At 65.6% G+C, this 18,697-nt stretch carries 16 protein-coding genes; 8 read left to right on the forward strand and 8 right to left on the reverse strand.

The genetic code is table 11. The features are described from left to right. The first annotated feature begins 12 nt into the window (after positions 1-12). The 7 genes from fhcD (at position 13) to pqqE (ending at position 5,813) form a co-directional block, all read left to right on the forward strand. Positions 13-969, forward strand: coding sequence for a formylmethanofuran--tetrahydromethanopterin N-formyltransferase (gene fhcD / locus ACR9ZC_RS19870; protein WP_481581614.1), 957 nt, complete (start codon positions 13-15; stop codon positions 967-969). Then, the gene (locus ACR9ZC_RS19875; protein WP_481581615.1) at positions 966-1,802 is read left to right on the forward strand and encodes a formylmethanofuran dehydrogenase subunit C; all 837 of its coding nucleotides are present in this window, start codon (positions 966-968) and stop codon (positions 1,800-1,802) included. Before fhcD ends, ACR9ZC_RS19875 begins: the two co-directional genes overlap by 4 nt. Before the next feature lie 74 nt (positions 1,803-1,876). Further along, entirely contained in the window at positions 1,877-2,497 is a 621-nt protein-coding gene (locus tag ACR9ZC_RS19880; RefSeq protein WP_331565993.1) for a cytochrome b, read from the forward strand. Continuing rightward, positions 2,494-3,423, forward strand: coding sequence for a pyrroloquinoline quinone biosynthesis protein PqqB (gene pqqB, locus ACR9ZC_RS19885; RefSeq protein ID WP_331565995.1), 930 nt, complete (start codon positions 2,494-2,496; stop codon positions 3,421-3,423). The genes ACR9ZC_RS19880 and pqqB overlap by 4 nt, the downstream gene beginning before the upstream one ends. Positions 3,424-3,503: 80 nt before the next feature. Continuing rightward, entirely contained in the window at positions 3,504-4,244 is a 741-nt protein-coding gene (gene pqqC / locus ACR9ZC_RS19890) for a pyrroloquinoline-quinone synthase PqqC (protein WP_481581616.1), read from the forward strand. After that, positions 4,241-4,531 (forward strand): pyrroloquinoline quinone biosynthesis peptide chaperone PqqD, encoded by a 291-nt coding sequence (gene pqqD / locus ACR9ZC_RS19895; RefSeq protein ID WP_331565998.1) that lies wholly within the window; start codon positions 4,241-4,243, stop codon positions 4,529-4,531. Before pqqC ends, pqqD begins: the two co-directional genes overlap by 4 nt. A 34-nt stretch (positions 4,532-4,565) precedes the next feature. Next, positions 4,566-5,813 carry a pyrroloquinoline quinone biosynthesis protein PqqE gene (gene pqqE, locus ACR9ZC_RS19900; protein WP_481581617.1) on the forward strand — a complete coding sequence of 416 codons (1,248 nt, stop codon included), beginning with the start codon at positions 4,566-4,568 and terminating at the stop codon, positions 5,811-5,813. A gap of 37 nt (positions 5,814-5,850) precedes the next feature. On the opposite strand, the gene ACR9ZC_RS19905 is transcribed toward pqqE, so the two are convergent. Next, the gene (locus tag ACR9ZC_RS19905) at positions 5,851-9,096 is read right to left on the reverse strand and encodes a hypothetical protein (RefSeq protein ID WP_481581618.1); all 3,246 of its coding nucleotides are present in this window, start codon (positions 9,094-9,096) and stop codon (positions 5,851-5,853) included. Positions 9,097-9,595: 499 nt separating this feature from the next. On the opposite strand from ACR9ZC_RS19905, the gene ACR9ZC_RS19910 reads away from it, so the two are divergent. Further along, positions 9,596-11,938 carry a TonB-dependent receptor gene (locus ACR9ZC_RS19910; RefSeq protein ID WP_481581619.1) on the forward strand — a complete coding sequence of 781 codons (2,343 nt, stop codon included), beginning with the start codon at positions 9,596-9,598 and terminating at the stop codon, positions 11,936-11,938. Positions 11,939-11,980: 42 nt separating this feature from the next. Here the strand turns inward: ACR9ZC_RS19910 and ACR9ZC_RS19915 are convergent, their stop codons facing one another. The 7 genes from ACR9ZC_RS19915 to ACR9ZC_RS19945 are packed head-to-tail and all read right to left on the reverse strand — an operon-like array spanning position 11,981 to position 18,586. Next, entirely contained in the window at positions 11,981-13,057 is a 1,077-nt protein-coding gene (locus ACR9ZC_RS19915) for a beta-propeller fold lactonase family protein (RefSeq protein ID WP_481581620.1), read from the reverse strand. 58 nt (positions 13,058-13,115) lie between these two features. Continuing rightward, the gene (locus ACR9ZC_RS19920) at positions 13,116-14,105 is read right to left on the reverse strand and encodes a vWA domain-containing protein (RefSeq protein WP_481581621.1); all 990 of its coding nucleotides are present in this window, start codon (positions 14,103-14,105) and stop codon (positions 13,116-13,118) included. Further along, entirely contained in the window at positions 14,102-14,734 is a 633-nt protein-coding gene (locus tag ACR9ZC_RS19925) for a hypothetical protein (protein WP_481581622.1), read from the reverse strand. Before ACR9ZC_RS19925 ends, ACR9ZC_RS19920 begins: the two co-directional genes overlap by 4 nt. Continuing rightward, a complete protein-coding gene (locus ACR9ZC_RS19930) occupies positions 14,731-15,714 on the reverse strand; it encodes a vWA domain-containing protein (protein WP_481581623.1) in 984 nt (327 codons plus the stop codon). The genes ACR9ZC_RS19925 and ACR9ZC_RS19930 overlap by 4 nt, the downstream gene beginning before the upstream one ends. After that, a complete protein-coding gene (locus ACR9ZC_RS19935; RefSeq protein ID WP_481581624.1) occupies positions 15,711-16,700 on the reverse strand; it encodes a calcium incorporation protein MxaA in 990 nt (329 codons plus the stop codon). The genes ACR9ZC_RS19930 and ACR9ZC_RS19935 overlap by 4 nt, the downstream gene beginning before the upstream one ends. Further along, entirely contained in the window at positions 16,697-17,557 is an 861-nt protein-coding gene (locus ACR9ZC_RS19940; RefSeq protein ID WP_481581625.1) for a DUF58 domain-containing protein, read from the reverse strand. The genes ACR9ZC_RS19935 and ACR9ZC_RS19940 overlap by 4 nt, the downstream gene beginning before the upstream one ends. A gap of 9 nt (positions 17,558-17,566) precedes the next feature. Beyond that, positions 17,567-18,586, reverse strand: a complete 1,020-nt coding sequence (locus ACR9ZC_RS19945) for an AAA family ATPase (RefSeq protein WP_481581626.1) — start codon at positions 18,584-18,586, stop codon at positions 17,567-17,569. Between the last annotated feature and the right edge of the window lie 111 nt (positions 18,587-18,697).

Below are 18,697 nucleotides of genomic sequence, written 5' to 3' on the forward strand. Positions count from 1 at the left end.
GGGCCGACGACGATGAGCCTACCGCGCACGATCAACGGCACCGTCATCGACGACACGTTCGCCGAAGCGTTTCCGATGAAGGCGACACGCCTCGTCATCACGGCGCATACGCTCATATGGGCGCGCCACGCGGCCAATGCGCTCGCCGGCTTCGCCACGTCCGTCATCGGCTGCGGCTGCGAAGCCGGCATCGAACGCGATTGGCACGCCGACGAGACGCCCGACGGACGCCCCGGCGTATCGGTGCTGCTTTTCGCGGTATCGACGAAAGAGCTCGCCAAGCAACTCGAACGGCGTGTCGGCCAATGCGTGCTGACATGTCCCACCACGGCTGTCTATGCCGGCATCGACGCCGCAACGAGCGCGGCGCCCCTGTCGGACGATGCCGGCATCGGCAGCCGGCTGCGCTTTTTCGGCGACGGCTGGCAGATCGCGAAGATGATCGACGACAAGCGCTACTGGCGCGTGCCGGTCATGGACGGCGAATTCCTGTGCGCGGATACGGTGCCGACCGTCAAAGCCGTCGGCGGCGGCAATTTGCTGCTGCTCGGCGAGCACATCGATGCGACGCTCGCCGCCACTGAGGCCGCCGTCGCCGCGATGCGCAAGCTGCCGAACGTGATCCTGCCGTTTCCAGGGGGCATCGTGCGCTCGGGCTCGAAGGTCGGCTCGAAATATGCCGGTGCGACGGCCTCGACGAACGACGCGTTTTGCCCGACGCTCATCGGTCTATCCGCGAAAAGCGAACTGACGGCCGATGTCGGCTGCGTGCTGGAAATCGTCATCGATGGGCTGACCGAGGCCGATGTCGGCGCGGCGATGACGGCCGGCATCGCCGCGGCGACAGCGCTGGGACGGCCTGCCGGCGTCGTGCGGATCTCGGCCGGCAACTACGGCGGCAAGCTCGGTCCCTATCACTTTCCGTTGCATCGCCTTTCGGAAGGCATCGAAGGAAGCCGGACCCCATGAGCACGACCACGTTACGTCTGAAGACCCCGCCTGGCTTCGAGATCGACGGCTCGCCGCTTGCGCCGGACGCGCTTGCCGCGATGCCGCTCACGACGCTCGAACGCTTCGGCCTGCCTGCAGGCGGCGAGACGGTGGCGATCGGCGATCTTTTCGATGTGTCGCGAAGCGAAACGGACAGCAACGCGGGCGATCCAGCCCCCACGCTCGTGATCGAGGGCCAGTGCGAATGGCTTTTGCGCATCGGCGCGGGCATGGAGCGCGGCACGTTGCGGGTACTGGGCACGGCGGGCGACTACGCGGGCGCGCAAATGCGCGGCGGCACGCTCGCGATCGAGGGCGATGCCGGACACTTCGCGGCCTGCGAAATGCGCGGCGGACGCTTGAGCATCGCGGGCAACTGCGGCGATTTCGCCGCCGCGGCACGGGCTGGCGAGATGGAGGGCATGACAGGCGGCACGCTCGCGATCGGCGGCAACGCCGGCGAACGCCTCGCGGACCGCATGCGGCGCGGGCTGGTGACGGTCGGCGGCAATGCGGGTGCCTTTGCGGCGTCGCGGCTCGTCGCCGGCACGATCTGCGTGGCCGGACACGTCGGGGACCATTACGGCTATGGCATGCGCCGAGGCACGCTCGTGCTCGCCCATGCGCCTGCCGCACTGCCTCCGACCTTCGTCGCGGGCGGGCGCGGCTTCGACGTGTTTTGGGCACTGCTCGTGAAGAGCCTTTCACGCGAAGCGGCGCCGTTTTCGCGCCTCGCCCCGGACAAGCTGCCTCGGCGCTATGCCGGCGATCTGGCGGTGGACGGCCGAGGGGAAATACTGATCGTCGCATGACGCGCGCGATCGAACTCGCGAGCGCTGCGGCGCTCAATGGAGAAAGAGCCGACAGCATCATTCGGGACACGACCATGAGGACCACTGCCGAACCGACTTCCGATCGCCATCGCGACGTGCCGTCTGACGCGTACCGCTTCGCGGCACCGCTCATGGTGCTGCATTGGCTGATCGCATTCGGGATCATTGCACTGATTGCGCTGGGGCTTTACATGGTCGGTCTGCCCAAAGGGTTGCCCGTCAAAGCGACGCTGATCAATCTTCACAAGTCGCTCGGGCTAACGGTTTTCCTGCTTGTGCTTTTACGCATCCTGGTGCGCGTGGTCGTCGGAAGGCCGCCGCTGCCGCCGATGCGACCGTGGCAACGCGCCGCCGCGCGCACGACGCAGGTCTTTTTATTCGCAGGCATGGTCGCGCTGCCGGTCACCGGCTATCTCGGCTCCTCGTTCAACACTTATGGCACGCGCTGGTGGGGCCTGACGCTGCCGAAATGGGGCTGGGACGACCCCGGGTTGCGCGCGATCTTCTTCGGTGGGCATACTGTACTGGCTTACATGATGATCGGGCTCGTCGCGCTGCACATCGCCGGCGTGTTCAAGCATCAATGGATCGATCGCGACGGCTTGCTGTTCACCATGCTGCCGCGGCGGTCCAAACCGCATAAAGGGGGCGCCCAGCGCCCACATACGGGATGAAAATCAAAGTACTGGGTTCGGCCGCCGGCGGCGGATTTCCTCAGTGGAATTGCAATTGCCATAACTGTGACGGCGTGCGGCGCGGCACCGTCAAGGCGAAGCGCCGTACTCAATCGTCGATTGCCGTCAGCGCGAACGGCGAGGATTGGCTGCTCGTCAACGCATCGCCCGATCTGCTCGCGCAAATCGCCGCCAGTCCCGAGCTGCAGCCCGCGCGGCAGCCGCGCGACACCGGCATCGCGGCTGTGCTCGTCATGGACGCGCAGATCGATCACGTGACGGGCCTGCTGATGCTGCGCGAGCGCGGCACGCCGTTGCCGCTCTACGCGACGCCGGCCGTCTGGCAAGATCTGAGCACGGGTTTCCCGATCGGCCCGATCCTCTCGCACTACTGCGGCGTGGAACATCATGCCATCGCGCTCGACGGCGCACCGATCGAGCTCGCCGCGCTGCCGCGCGTGCGCATCGATCCGCTGCCACTCACGAGCAAGGCGCCGCCTTATTCGCCGCATCGCGAGGCACCCGAGCGCGGCGACAACATCGGGCTCGTCATCACGAATCTCGATACGGGCAAGCGCGCGTTTTACGCGCCTGGGCTCGGCGTGCTCGAACCTCATGTACTGGCGGCCATGCAGGAGATGGATCTGCTGCTCGTCGACGGTACGACCTGGACGAACGATGAAATGATTCGTCTCGGTTTTTCGAAAAAGACCGCTGCGGACATGGGCCATTTGCCTCAATCGGGCCCGGGCGGCATGATCGAGGTGCTCGATGGAATCGGCGCGTCGCCTGCGCGGCCGGTGCGCAAGGTCCTGATTCACATCAACAACACGAACCCGATCCTGGTGGAAGATGGTCCCGAGCGCCGCACGCTCGCCGAGCACGGCATCGAACTCGCCGAAGACGGCATGACGTTCGAGCTCTAGTGCGCCGCGGTCCGCCGCCGCAAAACCAATGCGATGATGCGCTACAGGCTGGGCACGGGCGCAACAGGAGACGAAAACCGATGAACGTGAACGATACATTCGGCACGGCGCCCGTGCCTGCGGTCGATCCCGCGCTGCCGGCCTGGAGCCGGGAGGAATTCGAAGCGCAACTGCGGGCAAAAGGCGCCGGCTATCACATCCATCATCCTTTCAACGTGCGGATGACGAGCGGACAATGCTCGCGCGAGCAGATTCGCGGCTGGGTGGCCAATCGCTTCTATTACCAGATCAGGATTCCGATCAAGGATGCCGCCATCCTCTCCAATTGTCCCGATCGCGAGACGCGCCGCCAATGGGTCGTGCGCATTCTCGATCACGATGGCTACGGCGACAATGCCGGCGGAATCGAAGCGTGGTCTCGCCTTGGCGAAGCCGTCGGACTGACACGCGACGCGCTCTGGTCGCTCGAGCAGGTGACGCCGGGCGTGCGCTTTGCCGTCGACGCCTATGTCAATTTCGCGCGCCGTGCGCCTTGGCAGGAGGCCGTCTGCTCTTCGCTGACCGAAATGTTCGCGCCGCAAATCCACAAGGACCGGCTGGCGACATGGCCGCAGCATTATCCGTGGATCGCCCCGGACGGTCTCGCCTATTTCCGTTCGCGCATTCCGCTCGCACAGCGCGATGTCGAGCACGGCCTGAAGGTCACGCTCGCGCATTTCACGCGCCGCGACCAGCAGGAGCGTGCGCTCACGATCCTGCAATTCAAGCTCGACATTCTCTGGTCGATGCTCGACTCCATCGAAAAGGCATTCCCCGCATGAACGCAACCTCGCATGAATCGAGCGCGGCGACACCCGCCGAGCGCCCCTCGCTCAAATCGGTTTTCCGGCTGCAATGGGAACCGGCGCAAAACGCCCATGTGCTGCTCTACCCCGAGGGCATGGTCAAGCTCAACCAAAGCGCCGCCGAAATCCTGAAGCGCTGCGACGGCACGCGCGATCTGCAGGCGCTCGTCGCCGAGCTCGAGCGTGCGTTCGAGACGACCGGGATCGAGGCCGAGGTGCGTGCGTTCCTCGCCGAAGCGCGCACGCGCGGATGGATCGCTTAGCCTGTCGCCAGGTCGAAATCGACGGAGCCATGTCATGACCGATCTCGTTTCCCCAGTCGCGGGTGCCACGGCCGACGACGCCCAAGCCGCCGGGGGCGTCGCGCCTCCGCTGTGGCTGCTTGCCGAGCTGACGTACCGATGCCCGCTGCACTGCGTTTTTTGTTATAACCCGGTCGACTACGCGGCGAACCGGCGGGAGCTCGATACCGCGCAGTGGATCGCCGTGCTGCGCGAAGCCCGCGCACTCGGCGCTGCGCAACTCGGTTTCTCGGGCGGCGAGCCGCTGCTGCGCGATGACCTCGAGGAACTCGTGGCCGTCGCGCGAGAGCTGGGCTTTTATACGAACCTCATCACCTCGGGCATCGGGCTGACCGATGCGCGCCTCGGTGCGCTCAAGAAGGCCGGGCTCGATCACATCCAGCTGTCGTTTCAGGACTCGACGCAGGAGCTGAACGATTTCCTGAGCAGCACGCGTACGTTCGATCTGAAATGCCGGGTGGCCGAGGCCATCAAGCGCCATGGCTTCCCGATGGTGCTCAATTGCGTGCTGCATCGCTATAACCTGCCTCATGTCGACAAGATCATCGAGATGGCGCTCGCGATGGGCGCCGAGTACCTCGAGCTCGCCAACACGCAGTACTACGGCTGGGCATACAAGAACCGCGCGCAACTGCTGCCTACGCAAGAACAGCTGGTGGAGGCCGAAGCCGTCGTCGAACGCTACCGGCAATCGCATGGCGATCGCTGCCGGATCTTCTTCGTGGTACCCGATTACTTCGAGCGCCGCCCGAAGCGCTGCATGAACGGCTGGGGCGCGGTGTTTCTCGGCATCGCGCCGGACGGTACCGCGCTGCCGTGCCACGCGGCACGCTCGCTGCCGGGCCTTTCGTTCCCGAACGTGACCGATACGGCATTGGCCGATATCTGGTATCGAAGCGACGCGTTCAACCGATTTCGCGGCTTCGGATGGATGAAGGAGCCTTGCAGAAGTTGCGAAGAAAAAACAAAGGATCTCGGCGGTTGCCGTTGCCAGGCCTATCTGCTTACGGGCGACCCGGCCAACGCCGATCCGGTCTGCGACAAGTCGCCCGCGCACGCGCAAATCGTGCAGTTCGTCGAGCGGGCGAGCGAAGCCGCGGCCGGGGGAGGCGGTGCCACGGAACAGCCGATCTTCTTTCGCAACGACGCCAATTCGCGCAAGCTCAGCGGGCTTTCGCACGAGGCGGATGCACAGAGCGGGGGCGCATGCGGAACGCGCGACGAGGCTGGAGCCAAGTCGTGACATCGGTGTGCATTCGTCGGCGCCCCCACCCGGTCCACTACGTTCCCAGTACCGCCAGCTCCCGAACGCCCGACACGCTCTGCAGACTCTGAGCGTTGAGCAGGAACGACAAGCCCAGTGCGCGTTGCGCGCCGAGCGACTCATAAGCATAGAGCGACTGCCTGCGCCAACTGCTTTCGCCGGCGAGCACATGGCGGATATCGGCATTGATGCGTGCCAGCTCGCGTGCCTCGGCGGCGCTGAGCTTCGGCGGTCGCTCGTAACGCTGCTTCAGATGAAACAGGAAGTCGAGCCGCTTGGCCGCCTCGCCGGTCATATCCCAGCGCTCGCCCATCACCACGTTGCCGGCAGCGGAGCCTTTCTTGATCGCAACGATGATGTCGTCGAGCTTCTTCACTGCATCCTTGTCTCCGCCAAGAGCGGCAAGCCACTCTGCACGATAGCAATCGACATATTGCTTGAACTCCTTGAACGTGCCGAACTCCGTATCCCGGAACGTATGCTTCGGTACGATACGATCGCTATCGTGACCGATGCGCAGCGCTGCGTTCGTATTCTTCGCAAAGAGTTTTGTGCCCACGCCTATATACGGCGCCGATGGAAACGAGAAAGCCGCTAAATGCGGCGCATGGGCATGCCCGTTGTGATGGGCCTGTGTGCCCTGATGGAGTTGCGCGCCCGGCAAGCCCTCCACAATGGTGAACGCAACGGGCGTCACCCGCCCGCTCGCCACCGCTGCAACATCGATCCCGTGGTTGCCTGTCTTGTCGACGAGCCGCGATTGGGCCTTGTGAACCAGCGTCGTGCCTGCCGAGATCGACGGGCCCCACTTGGTCGCGGCGGTGCCGACACGCGCGGCGGCGCTGGCGGAACCCGACGTCGCGCTAGTCCGGTCCCGGTTGTCCGTCCAGCTCACGGAGAGCGCCGGGTCTTTCCAATAACGCTGAGCGAGGCCCGACCACATTTCTTCCGCAGTCCTCGGGCGGCCGCTGTTCGGCCCCGAAGTGCGCAGCGCACCGAGTGCACCGAGCATCTTTGTGCGCCATGCGTCCGGGGTACCCTGCGCCTCGTCATCGGATCGGCGGGTGCGAATCGTCACGCCACACGGGCCGCCCGTATTTCGGCTGCGGCGTGCTCCACCCGAAACGCCCAGCATGGCAAGCCCCTTCTTGCCGAACGACCATCCCGCGAAGCCGCCTATGCCGCCGTAAATGGCCTTGCGCGAATCCGTGCCGATAAAAATGTGTCCGAAATGCTGATTCGAGCCGATGTCGATGACGGCATGCCGTCCTTTGATTGCGCCGAGATCGGGCAACGCGGCGACCATTGGCACGGCTGCCGCACTCGACAAGGCAGCGAGCGATTCGGACGTCACGCTCGCGACACCATATGAGCCGCCGCTGCTCAAGCGGATGTCGTAGGTGTCGGGCATCTCTTTCGCGATCGCATCGATGGCATCGAGTTGCGCTGCGCTATCGCCGGGCTTCGGCCGCACGTCGACAAAGCGTGCTTCGAATGCACGGATTTTCTGAGCAACGGTGTCGGGTAGCAGCGAAGTATGCGCTCCCTCGTCACCGTCGGCGCAACCGGCCTTGTTCGCCGGTCGCCAGGCATGCTCGCCCCAATCGCGCAACAGCGAGGGCGTCATCTTGTCCAGTTGCCGTAAGGCCGCTCGTATCGCTTCGCTATTGCGTCTATGGTCTGCCAGTTCCTCGCGCGGCAGCGGAGAAATCGTCTTGCCCGGTTGCGCCGAGGTCGAACGAACCGTTCCTGTCTCGCCGCCATGGTCGACCCCGAAGTAGGCCGCGCTCTCCTTCTTGCTAATCGGTATTCGGTTCGGCGTGAGCGCGCGTGCGCGAACGGCGATCGCCTCCAGATCGGAGGACGAAAACCGATAGCTCGATCGCAACCCCTTCGACGCCATGCGCTGATGCCACTGGTCCAACGCGGCGATCTTCAGCGCATATTGCACCTTGTCGGGCCTGGGTACCGTACCGTCGTTCAAGCAATCGACGAGACGCGCCTTCACAGCGTCGAGTGCATCGGTGAAAAGGGCAAATTCGTGGTGAGGCTGACGCAGCATCAGTCCGTTCGTCCCGAGGTTTTGCAGGGCCGAGAGCGGCGACTTGCGCATCCCGAAGAATCCGGACATCGCGCGTGAAACGAAGCTCGTTTCGGCCGCGCGGTCCGCGTACGTCAGGAGTTTGAAGAGACGATGCTGGCATTTCGAAAGGTCGGTTCCGGCTCCCTCGCGATCGAAGCCGTTGCGCCAGGCAAAGTAGGCTTCAGCCAGATGTCGAGGGCAATCGGCGGCTGGGGCGGCGCGAAGGAGATTGGCCGCCTTCAGCGCCTTGACGGCAAGCGTATTGGTCGGCTCGACGAGCCAGGCCGGCACCGGGTCCGAGGCCATGTCGATGGGTTCGACCCGGTTGCCTGACGAAGCGCGCGGCCGCTCCCGCTCCGCAATGGGCAGCGCGGCCTCGGCGATCGTCGAAAGCGCATCGAGGCTCGTTGGGCCGATCTCCGAAGCGGGTTTGTTTGCCAGCAAGACCTCGGCCGCGCGCAGGGCCTGGCGAAACGCTTCGCGCTGGACCTCGGCGCTCGTGGCGTCGCCAGACGCTTGCGGCGGCAACGTGTGCGGCGCGATCGCGAGCAGTGTCTCCATGCCGACGCCGCTCGTTCCCAGCGCGATTTGCAGTGCGAGCACGTCAGCCTGGACTCTCGGTGAGGCGGACGTATCGCCTTCGATGAGAGCCGTCAATGCAGCCTGTGCGCGAAGCGGGTCGCCATTCGTCGCTCGCGCAAGCGCGTCCGATACCATGATCGCGCATGTGCCGGCCTGGACGACCGCTTCGCCGCCACGGTCGTGCGCGGCCGTGTCGCGCTCCAGCAGATATTTGCTCAACGTCTCCGTCAACCGGTCGATATCCCCTGCCTGGAACCGTCCGTTGCGTATGACCTCTTTCCACTGCGTGTCGATGTAGCGTCGCGCGCCCTTCGGCGTGTCGATATCGACCGGTAATCCGAAGCGAATCTCGGCTCGCGTGGAGACCGATTTGTCTTGCGGTACGACGGCATCGATATTGCGTTCGTGTTTATGGCCCAACGAACGCGGCGGCTTGGGATCGTCCCCGGGCAGTATCGACGCGTCGCCCGCGGCCGCCTCGGGCTTTGGCTTCGCGCGCGTGGGTCGAGTCTTCGTCGTGCCGTAGAACGGATAAGTGATAGTCAACGACGTCGCTTTCAACGTGCGTTTGGATAGCGTTTTCAGGTTGGCGAACATGCCGCGGTCACCGCGGCGGTGAATGTCGGTGGATGCGGGCCTCGCCGACGCGAGGGAGCCATCGAGGAGCGTTGCCTCAACGCTGTCTGTCTGAGCCGCGAGTGGCGATGCGAAAGGGAATACCGATCTGCTGCGCAACATTTTTTACCTCGCATTTTTATTGATGAGGTTGCTGCATGAACGGAATGCACGGACTGGAAGCGATGCGCCGGCGCGACATTCACCGAGGCATCGCAGATGACATTTTTTTGTCAGACGAATTAAAGGCCCGTCTTGGCGAGAGAAAATCCGGCGAACGGAGCGAAATCGTCACGCTGCGTTCACCGGCGTCGCGACGAACGCCCGGCGCCTCGCATCGACTCGAGACGCGCTCGAACAAAGTCGTGGAAATCGAAGACCGAGCATCGATCCCAGGCAGCCAATGCGATGCTTGCGCGCGGCAATGGAACCCGGCACGATCAAGCCTCCGATGCATAGACGACGCAACCAGCGAGCGGGAATGGAGACCATGAAAAAGATCGCGCGGGCAATGCACCTCAGACGACCGCTGGGATTCAGCCTGGTGCTCGCCGGCGCATTGACCGGCTCGCCGACATCCGTGCTCGCACAGCAGACACCGGCTGCTGACCCTGCGGCGCCGACAAATTCGCCGCAATCGACACCGGCCCCGGCCTCCGGTTCGACCGTCCTTGCACCGGTCATCATCGTGGGCACCACACCGTTGCTCGGCCTGGGCACCCCGCTATCGCAGGTGCCCGCCAACGTCCAAACGGTCCGTGCGCGCGATCTGGACCGCCAGCACCGGGCGACCCTCGCCGATTACTTCGAGAAAAATCTGCCGAGCGTCGATATCAACGAAGCGCAAGGCAATCCCTATCAAACCGATGTCAACTATCGCGGTTTCACCGCATCGCCGCTGCTCGGAACACCGCAAGGACTCTCGGTATTCGTCGATGGCGTCCGGGTGAACGAGCCGTTCGGCGACGTCGTGAATTGGGACCTCATTCCCGAAGCCGCCATCGACACGATGCAGTTGATCCCGGGCTCGAACCCGACCTACGGTCTGAATACGCTCGGCGGCGCGCTCGTCATCACGACACGCAACGGCAAGACGAGCCCCGGCGGCGAAGCGGAGCTCACCGCGGGCTCATGGGGCCGCAAGACGGCGCAAATTCAGCAGGGCGGCACGCTCGGCGCACACCTCGATTACTACTTCACCGCAAACGCGGCCAACGACAACGGCTGGGCCGCACACAACGCGAGCCGCGTGCGCCAGGCATTCGGCAAACTGCGCTATACCGATGCCGATACGACACTCGCGGTTTCGGCGGGCGGTGCCGATAACACGCTCGAAGGGGCCCAAGCGCTGCCGCGTTCGTTTCTCGGCAACCCGAGCCAGCCCTACACCTTCCCCGATCGCAATCGAAACAGCGTCGGCTATCTGACGCTCTCGGGCGATCGCGCGCTCAACGACACGTTCCAGCTGAGCGGCAATGCCTATTACCGGCACTATCGAAACGGCAATCTGAGCAGCAATACCAACAGCGATTTCGGCACCGCCGACGCGACGGGCGTCATCGATACGCTGCAAGGTACCAATCAGCAATCGGTCGTCACCACCGACAGCTACGGCGCGAACCTGCAATTGACGACGCTCGGCACGATTGCCGGACACGACAATCAGCTCGTCACCGGTGTATCCGCCGACATCGCGAACTCGCGCTACACGGCTGCCCTGCAAGACGCGTTCTTCAACGACCAACGCGAGGCCATCGGCATTGGCGGTTTCGCGCCGCAAACAGATGCGAAGACACGCAGCGCCAATTACGGCATCTACCTTTCGGACACCTTCTCGCTTTCGAAGCAGTGGACGCTGACGCTGGCCGGGCGCTACAACTGGTCCAGCGCACAAATCGGCGACGCGAGCGGCACGCAGCCGCAACTCGACGGCCGACACGTGTTTTCACGCTTCAATCCGGCTGCCGGCATCAACTGGAACCCGACACCGGCTTTCACCACCTATGTCACCTACAACGAAGGCATGCGCGTGCCGACAGCCATCGAGCTGGCCTGCGCCGATCCGAGTGCACCGTGCTCGCTGCCCAACGATTTTCTGAGCGACCCGGCGCTCAAACCGGTCATCTCGAAGACGTTTGAGATCGGAGCGCGCGGCAAACTGGGCGACGCGACGAGCTGGAGCGCCGCCGTCTATCGCACCTCGCTCAACGACGATATCCAGTTCATCGGCAGCGCCGGCAGTGCGCAAGGGTTCTTCCAGAATGTCGGCACGACCCGGCGGCAAGGCATCGAGCTCGCCGGGCGAACGAAGTTCGGTGGGTTAGGCATCGGCGCGAGCTACAGCTATGTCGATGCCACCTATCGGACGGCATGGACCGAACACAGCGCGAGCAATTCGAGCGCCGACGCGAGCGGCGATATCACGGTCAAACCGGGCGACAAAGTACCGGGCATTCCCGCGCATACGCTCAAGCTGCGCGCCGATTACAGTGCAACGCCGAAGTGGGACGTCGGCGGGAACCTGACCTACCGCGGCAGCATCTTCGCCCGCGGCGACGAAAACAACGCCGACACGCACGGAAGGATCGCGGGCTACTTCCTCATCGATCTGGACACGACCTACCGCATGACCAAACAGCTTCAGGTGTTCGCGCGCGTGACGAACCTGCTCGACAAGCGCTACGCAAGCTTCGGCGTGCTGGGCGCGAATGTTTTCAACGGTCCGAATCACACGTTCGACGGCGCCAACCCGGTGAACGAACAGTTCGTCGGGGTGGGCGCGCCGCGCGGGATGTGGGTGGGTCTACGCTATGCGTGGAACTGATGCCGCGGCACACGCGCCGCGGCTCGCTCACAGGGGACGCTCTTACCGGGACTCGATCGACCCGTCGCTCGGCGGATAGGTGACGATGCCCCACGCAAGCGGCAGACTGCCGATCTGCTTGATCGGCGCGTAAGTCTTCGCGTCGAGCACATAGACGGCATCGGAGCGCCCGCACGCGAGCATCAGCTTGCTGCCGTCGGGCGTGAAGCTGAAGTGCCAGCAGCGCTGGCCAATGGGCGCGTCGGTGACATGCGCATAGGTCTGCGCATCGAAGACCTGCAGCGTCTTGTCACGCGCCGCAGCCACGACGATATGCTTGCCCGCCGGTCCGTAGGCGATACCGTAGGGGCCGAGCTTCGTATCGACTGTCTTCACCACGTGGTAATCGCTCGCAGCGAGCACCACGAATTTGCTCAGCGATTCGAGCGTGACGACATAGGTCTTGCCGTCGGGCGACGCCTTGATCCCCCGGGGCCGCCCGCCCGCGGCCAGTTTGATGGTGGTGACCGGCTCGGCCGTATCGGTGCGATAGACCGAGACGGTGTCATCGCCTTCGTTCGTCACGAGCATCAGGCTGCCGTCGCGCGAGAACTCGACACCCTCCGTCTCATGCCCGCTCTTCACCGAGCGGATCACCCGCCACGTCTTCAGATCGACGACTGCGATCTCAGCGGGCGGCTTGTTCGCATCGTCGTCATCGCCACCGCCCTTGCCGCCCGCCGCGGACGGCTCGGGCTTGCCCGTGTCGCCCGGCTCATAGGTGACATAGGCCCGTCCCCCGTGTACGCGCACATACTCGGGGTTCTTGCCGATCTTCACGTGCTCGACCACTTTACCCGTTGCGGTGTCGATGGCGGCCAACTCGCCCGTGTTCTTGTCGGCCACCAGGAGGCGCGTGCCGTCGTCGTTGAGGCCCAGCCCGCGCGGGCCGCTCGCGCCGATCGAAAACGTCTTCTCGAGCGTCATGCTGTCGAGGTCGATGACCCCGACCCCCGCCTTCTCGCTCGTGACGTAAGCCACCGGCGCCGCCGCGTGCGCGGCACTTGCCATGACGAGTGCGGCAGCGGCAATCGCCAGAGGCCTTGCCGCGCATGCGCGTTGATATCGTGTCTCCAGCATATTGTTCGTTCTCCGTGATGAATCGAGTGCAAGCTCGAGCGGCGGATGACGCCCGCCGTCAAGGTATCCCATTATCGGCAGCGGTGACAACGCCCCCGTCCGGGCGCGCGTCGCGAATCGCGCCCCGCGGGCGCCACGGTCGGAATCGAAGCGAGGCGAGGTAGCGCCCGACGAGCACGATGAGCGCAAGCATGGCGGGAATGCGGCGCACGTCCGTCGGCACGCGTTCGCGATGGGCGAAACGTACGTCGCGCAGCGCACGCGCGAGCGAATCGGCACTGCTCAAGCGCCGGTACGAGAAGCCGATGCGCGCGGCGACCTTCGCGAGATATTCGCCTTGCAACGCCGAAAGCTCTTCATGGCTTTCGGCCGTCGGCGAAGCGCGCAGCGACGGCGGGACCTGGACCACCTCCGAGGCCCCCCAGAACCCGATGCGATTGCCGTCGGCATCGATCTTCGGAACCGGCGCCGGTTGGTCGCCGCCGACGCCGATCAGCCAACCGCCTACGCCCGGCACGGCGATATCGACCTCGGGGGAGTTCGACGGCAAGATGGGCGGCGCCTCCTGCCCGTCGGTGAAGAAGACGACTTCGACGCCGCGCCCAAGCTCGCGCGCCACACGCACCGCCGAATAAACGCCGCCCTCGGCAATGCGGCTCCAGTTCGTCCAGCGCATGCGGCCATCGATGCCTTCGAGCGATGCGAGCAGCGCGTCGAAGTTGCGGCAAACCTCGATCGGCGGCATGAGCGGCAGCGTGGCTTGCCCCGTGAAGATGCTCCAGCCGATCTTCGAACCGCAGGGCAAGCGCGTGAGCGCCTCCCGCATGGTCGCCTTCGCGAAAGCGAGCCGGCTCACCGGCGCGCCTGCGGCGGTCATGTCTTCGGTCTGCATGCTTTGCGTGATGTCGAACGTGACCATGTAGGTGAAGGTATCGCGCGGCAACTCGATACGCGGAAAGAAGAGCGCGATGGCGAGCAACACCGCCGCCGCGACGATCGCCGCATCGCGCGATCGCGCCATGACGCGCACGCGTTCGCGCAGTGTCACGGCAAATCCTCGCTCTTTGCGCCGCGCAGCTTGATGTCGCGCTTGCTCGTCCCGTTGGCGGCATCCGTATCGGCGACGGTCTCGGGGGCGACGCGCAAGGCGCGCTCGAGGTTGTACCGCGCATCCCAATCGTCAGGCGCGACGCGAAGCAGCGCGCGATAGCGCGCCTTGGCCTGTTCGACGAGCGGCAGCGAGCGTAACGACTGGGCTGCGTCGCCCGCGCCCTGGCGAAGATACATATTGGCCAAATCGAACAGCGCCGCGCGGCCGATGGCGTCGTGCGGCCCGTCTTCGGCGAGCGCTTCGAAAACGCTACCGGCCTCGCCATAGCGCTTGGCGGACGACAAGGCGATCGCCCATGCGAGTCTCGCCTCACGCGACGCACCGTGTTTCTGCGCTTCCCCGCCAGGCCTTTGCGCAACGGTTGCAGCCACGCGCTCGCTTCCGGAAAAGACCTGCGCCTGCGATTGCACCGGTGCGTGTCCCTGCCCCTTCGCGGCGTCGGCAATAGCGGCCACCTCGCCGTTGACATGCGCAGCGTGCGCGAGCTTCAGTGCCTGAGCGCCCGCGTACACCGCACACACGAGGCTCACGGCGGCGAACGCGAGATGAACCGACCTGCGTCTCATGCCCAGCTCCTGACCTGAATCGCGCGCGAGGCGATCACGAGCGCGCAGCACACGAGGGCGAGCGCAAAGCACCAAGGGCTGCGGTCCTGACGCGGTAGACGTTCGACAAAGGAGACGGGAAAGTTCTGCTGGCGATTGATCTCATTCATCGCGGCCGTCATTGCGCCTGCATCGCCCGCCTGAAACAATCGATAAGGCGTTTTGAGCGTCAGAAAGAACCGATGCAGCTGGGCCTCCGGCGAGTCGCCTTCCGCTCGCGCGGCGCGATCAAGCTCGGGGCTGAACACGCTGCTGCGCAAATAGATGAAGTAAAGCGCGATCCGGTTGCGCCCGAGCCCCTCAGCGATTCGCGCACGAGCCGCGGCATCGAGCAGCGCGCCACCGTCGGACACGAGCACGATCGCGCGATGGCCCGTCCAGGGCCGTTCGTCGAACTGAGCGATCGCGGCGATGAGACCACGGCCAAGCTGCGTGTCCGGCTGGCCGCGCCCGATCTTCGTCCCGTCGATCGCATCGCGGATGATCGCGTGATCGTAGGTGAACGGCATCGCGAGCACGGGGCTGATGCCGAACAGCATGAAGGCCAGGCGATCGTTCGGGCGACCGTCGACGAAGTCCGTCAGCGCGGCGCGTGCGACCGCGTTCTTCGAGACCCCCGACGTATTGACGCCTTTGCTCGCCATGACGCCGTTCATGCTGCCGCTGCGATCCATCAGGATCAGAATTTCCGCGCCGCGGCCGGTGCGCCGCGCTTCGAGATGAGACCGGCCAGGACCGGCGAGGCCCACCACGATGGCCGCGATGGCGAGCGCCGCCGCCACACGCGCGACGAATCCGAGCCAGCGCCCGAGCCGGTCCCGCGGAATCCAGGCCGCCCACGAAAACGGCAATGTTTCGCCCCGCCGCGGCAAGAGCGGCAGCAGCGCGAGCGGCAGCCATAGCAGCATCGCGGGCGACGTGAAGTCGCGAGACGCGCTCATCGATGCCGGCCCTTTTCCGCGCGATAAAGCGAACGCGTCAGCGCCGCGAGCACCGGCGGCGATGGCTCTACCGCAAGCCCGCCCGGCAGCTCGTCGGGCGTCAACGAGAAGAAGCGGACGTCCGAGCGCAGATAGAACTGCTCCAACTGCGGCCGCAACGGCTGCAGCCAGGGCGCGCGGGCGAGAAGCCGGGGCAACGAGCTCCGTTGCACGACGAAGCCGGCCGTTTCGTTCAATGCTTGATGCACGATCCGCCATGCGGCATCCGAATACTCGCCGCCGTCATTCGCCATCCCTGGCCGGCGAAGCTCGCGCCAAGCGCGCGCGAACGGCAAGCGAGCGGCGTCGCGGCGGTTTCGCGCGACCCACCACGCCAGCCAAGCGAGGAGCGTGGCGGCCAGGCCGCCGAGGCCGATCGCGATGCGCCGCTCGATCGGCGTAACTGCCAGCGGCGCCGGGCCGCGATCGGGCTGCATCGCGGTCAGCCCGCCGGTGTCGAATGCGGCATCCGGTGCGAGCGGACCGATGCTGATCGGCCAGGCCGGCACGCGCAACACGTCGCCGGCGCGCGTTCGCAACGCAAGCGCCGGCAGTTCGGCTTGCGTAAGCGCACTCGGCGCGTTCGTCACCTGATACGCGAGCAGGAGCCAGCGACTGCCGTCGGCCGCCGTTTCGATGCGAGCCGGTAGCCGCTCGAGCCAGACATCGACGCGGCCGCCCGTGGGCAGCACCGGTTCCTCGCCGCCGCCCGAGCGCCCGGCCCTGGCAAGCCGCACGCGCTGCACGAGGACATCGCCGATCGTATGACCGAAAGCGCGCGGCTCATCGACATGGGCGATTGCATCGGTCGCAGCAACACCCGTCGTCGGTGCGCCGCCCCCCAACGCGAACGCAGCGCAAATCGCCCATACAGCCCGGGCCGCGAGCGAGCGCCGTGCCGCAACCCATCCCGTCCTTGCGCGAAGCAAGCGTATGACGCGACTCATGCGCTTTGCTCCATGAAGTATTGCGAGAGCGCTTCGCCATCGAACCCGCCCTCGATGTAGAACGGACGCACACTGCGCTTCGCGAACAACGCGTCGATCTCGCCACGGCGACGCGCCACCGCCTCGCGCCACGCAGTGCGCACGCGCGGCGAGAGCCACACGGTCCTGCGCGCGCCCGACTCGACGTCGTGGACCGCGAGCAGCCGACCATCGTCGGGTGGCGCGAGCTCAGCGGGGTCCCAAACGACGATCGGCACGACACAGGCATGGGCGAGCGTATCGAGCACAGCCGGCAGCGCATCGAGCGGCCAGTGGAAGTCCGAGGCGATGAAGACGAGCCCGGGGCGCCCCGCGAGCGGCATCAACGCGCGTGCAAGGCCCGCCGCGCCATGACCGTCGTGGCCCGTGCGCGCGGCGCGCAGCATGCCGGCCATGACCTCGCCGGCGCCGCGGCCATGGCGCGGCGGCATGAAGAGATCGTCGCGCTCCATCGCATCGAACGCGCTCATGCCCACCCGGTCGCCCGAGCGAAACGCGCTGAAGCCGAGTGCCTCGACGAAATCGGCGACGATGTCGAGCTTCGTGCGACGCGCACCGAAGCGCATCGAGGACGACACATCCACCACCGCGTGTACGGGCACGGCGACACGTTGCAAGCTCAGGCGCACGAGCCATTCGCGCCGCACCGATTGCACGCTGGCACGCAAGTCGAGGCGCCTCGGGTCGGGAAAGTCCATGAGCCGCGCATGCATGGCGAACTCCTGGCCCGCCCCCAGGCTCGTGCCCGGATGCGAGCCAGGACGCGAGCCGCTTGCGCGCCCCGGCAGGCGATAGTGGAATTCGGTCGGTCCGTTCATGCTGTCGGGTCAGGGCACCGCCAGCCGCGCGACGATGGCGTCGATCAGCGCCTGCGCCAACTCCTGCCGGCGCAACTCATAGATCGGCGTAAAGAAGACGCGATGGCCGAGCGCGGCGGGCAGCACCGCTTGGATGTCGTCGGGGCTCACATGCGAGCGGCCGCCCAGCCACGCGTTCACGCGCGCGGCGCGCACGAGCGCACTCATGCCGCGCGGGCTTGCCCCGGCCAGAATCAGCCGATCCATCTCGACGCCTTCGAGCGCCACGCCGAAGCGTTGCGGCGCTTCGGTCGCCTGCCAGATATCGAGCAGATAGCGCTCGATCGCCGCGCTCGCGTGAATGCCCCGCTGGATCGCCGCCCCCATCGCGTTGAGCCGTTCCCAGGCCACGACGCCCGGGCGCACCTGCTCGACGAGCGCGTCCGCATCGTGAAACGCCGTATCGAAGACGAGCGCGCGCCGCACCTCGGGGTCCTCGGGGGTCGGCATATTGAGCTCGAAGAGAAACCGGTCGCGCGCCGCCGAGGCGAGCTCGAAAGTCTCCTCTTTCTCGACCTTGTTGCGATCGGCGAACACCGTCATGTGCGGGAAGCGATATTCGCGATCGAACGCCGCGACCGAGCGCTCGGCCATCGCCCTCAGCAACAGCGATTGAACCTGCGGACGGGCGCGGTTGATCTCGTTGAAAAAGAACGTGGTGAGCTGCTCGCCGCGCCGCAGGAGCGGCCCCGGATCGATGCGAGGCTTACCTTGCGCATCGACATAGGTGTGATAGACGAGATCCCCGGGCATCAGGTCGATCGTGCCTTCGATGCGCTCGAACGCTCCGCCGACGGCACGCGCGAACGCGCGCAACACCGTGGTCTTGCCGACGCCCACCCCGCCTTCGAGCAGGACGTGGCCGCGCGCGAACAGCGCGACGGTGATCAAGCGAATGGTCTGCTGCTGGCCGATGACGACCTTGCCCACCTCGTCTTCGAGGCGCAAGGCGTCGCTACGCCAGTCTTGAAGCTCTTCCCCCAATGCCATCGATCGATCCCCCACCCGCCGCATAGCCGAGCGCCGCGCGCGAAACGCGCGCTCCTCGCGCAAGGCCGCTTCAGCCGGCCCCGGGTCTAAGCAGAGTTCATGCCGAAGCGA

It is taken from the genome of Trinickia sp. HAY1-2D (assembly GCF_056754935.1).

What these genes read in the sequence shown, in the direction of transcription:
- fhcD (WP_481581614.1), top strand. Translation starts at nt 13, where the DNA reads ATGAGCCTACCGCGCACGATCAACGGCACCGTCATCGACGACACGTTC.
- ACR9ZC_RS19875 (WP_481581615.1), top strand. Translation starts at nt 966, where the DNA reads ATGAGCACGACCACGTTACGTCTGAAGACCCCGCCTGGCTTCGAGATC.
- ACR9ZC_RS19880 (WP_331565993.1), top strand. Translation starts at nt 1,877, where the DNA reads ATGAGGACCACTGCCGAACCGACTTCCGATCGCCATCGCGACGTGCCG.
- pqqB (WP_331565995.1), top strand. Translation starts at nt 2,494, where the DNA reads ATGAAAATCAAAGTACTGGGTTCGGCCGCCGGCGGCGGATTTCCTCAG.
- pqqC (WP_481581616.1), top strand. Translation starts at nt 3,504, where the DNA reads ATGAACGTGAACGATACATTCGGCACGGCGCCCGTGCCTGCGGTCGAT.
- pqqD (WP_331565998.1), top strand. Translation starts at nt 4,241, where the DNA reads ATGAACGCAACCTCGCATGAATCGAGCGCGGCGACACCCGCCGAGCGC.
- pqqE (WP_481581617.1), top strand. Translation starts at nt 4,566, where the DNA reads ATGACCGATCTCGTTTCCCCAGTCGCGGGTGCCACGGCCGACGACGCC.
- ACR9ZC_RS19905 (WP_481581618.1), bottom strand. Translation starts at nt 9,096, where the DNA reads ATGTTCGCCAACCTGAAAACGCTATCCAAACGCACGTTGAAAGCGACG.
- ACR9ZC_RS19910 (WP_481581619.1), top strand. Translation starts at nt 9,596, where the DNA reads ATGGAGACCATGAAAAAGATCGCGCGGGCAATGCACCTCAGACGACCG.
- ACR9ZC_RS19915 (WP_481581620.1), bottom strand. Translation starts at nt 13,057, where the DNA reads ATGCTGGAGACACGATATCAACGCGCATGCGCGGCAAGGCCTCTGGCG.
- ACR9ZC_RS19925 (WP_481581622.1), bottom strand. Translation starts at nt 14,734, where the DNA reads ATGAGACGCAGGTCGGTTCATCTCGCGTTCGCCGCCGTGAGCCTCGTG.
- ACR9ZC_RS19930 (WP_481581623.1), bottom strand. Translation starts at nt 15,714, where the DNA reads ATGAGCGCGTCTCGCGACTTCACGTCGCCCGCGATGCTGCTATGGCTG.
- ACR9ZC_RS19935 (WP_481581624.1), bottom strand. Translation starts at nt 16,700, where the DNA reads ATGAGTCGCGTCATACGCTTGCTTCGCGCAAGGACGGGATGGGTTGCG.
- ACR9ZC_RS19940 (WP_481581625.1), bottom strand. Translation starts at nt 17,557, where the DNA reads ATGAACGGACCGACCGAATTCCACTATCGCCTGCCGGGGCGCGCAAGC.
- ACR9ZC_RS19945 (WP_481581626.1), bottom strand. Translation starts at nt 18,586, where the DNA reads ATGGCATTGGGGGAAGAGCTTCAAGACTGGCGTAGCGACGCCTTGCGC.